The sequence below is a fragment of the Mesorhizobium sp. P2_D1 genome (genome assembly GCF_056404455.1).
This window is the reverse complement of record NZ_JBFUDZ010000186.1, coordinates 1-608: the sequence shown is the minus strand read 5'-3', so window position 1 is coordinate 608 and position 608 is coordinate 1. Positions and strand designations below refer to the sequence as shown.

Genomic DNA, 608 nt, shown 5'->3' with positions numbered 1-608 from the left:
ACAGCGCAATGAGCCAACTCAAAACACTGCGTAGCTGCAGCCTACTTTTCGGGTTCACCGCGCTTGGATCGATCGGAACAGCAATCGGTGGCCAAATACTCTTGGTTGGTTGGCTCGTTCCGTGCATCTTCGCTGCCTTAAGGCTGAGAGCATTTCTCTCCCGCGAGTCACAGGCTTGAGCTACCCATGGGCATCCCCTCTGTCTTGAGCAGTCGTCGTTTCGGTTACCGGCACCGGGCGAGCTCGAAACTGGCGCCTAACCCTTCCTTCAAGCGGACSYGCCTWCGGCRSKCCGCTTAAGTCAAACGTTAGGCATCTCGAAAACCAATGATCACTGAAGCCGAAACTTCGTTTCCTCGACGTAAGATCAACCTTGTGTATCAGGTTGCACTAGCTCTGTCGCTGATTGCGCTGGCGGTTTGGATGTTTACGTTAGACGAACGCCAAGTTGCCGAACTCGGCCGGTACAACAGGCCCGCCCTCATAAAGTTCGGAAGCATCTTCTTGCTCCTCATGTCGGCATTCGCCGGCTTCCTCGCCCTAAAGAGCCTTCGTGATCAACGTCCTGGGTTCAAACTGACTCCAAGTGGGCTGACTGACAATTCCAA

The 608-nt window shown here is 54.5% G+C and carries 1 protein-coding gene; it reads left to right on the top strand.

The window, feature by feature from the left end; genetic code table 11:
• Nucleotides 1-327 precede the first annotated feature (327 nt).
• The coding region (locus tag AC1D0I_RS32880; protein WP_477400231.1) for a hypothetical protein at nucleotides 328-608 on the top strand (281 nt) is incomplete at its 3' end.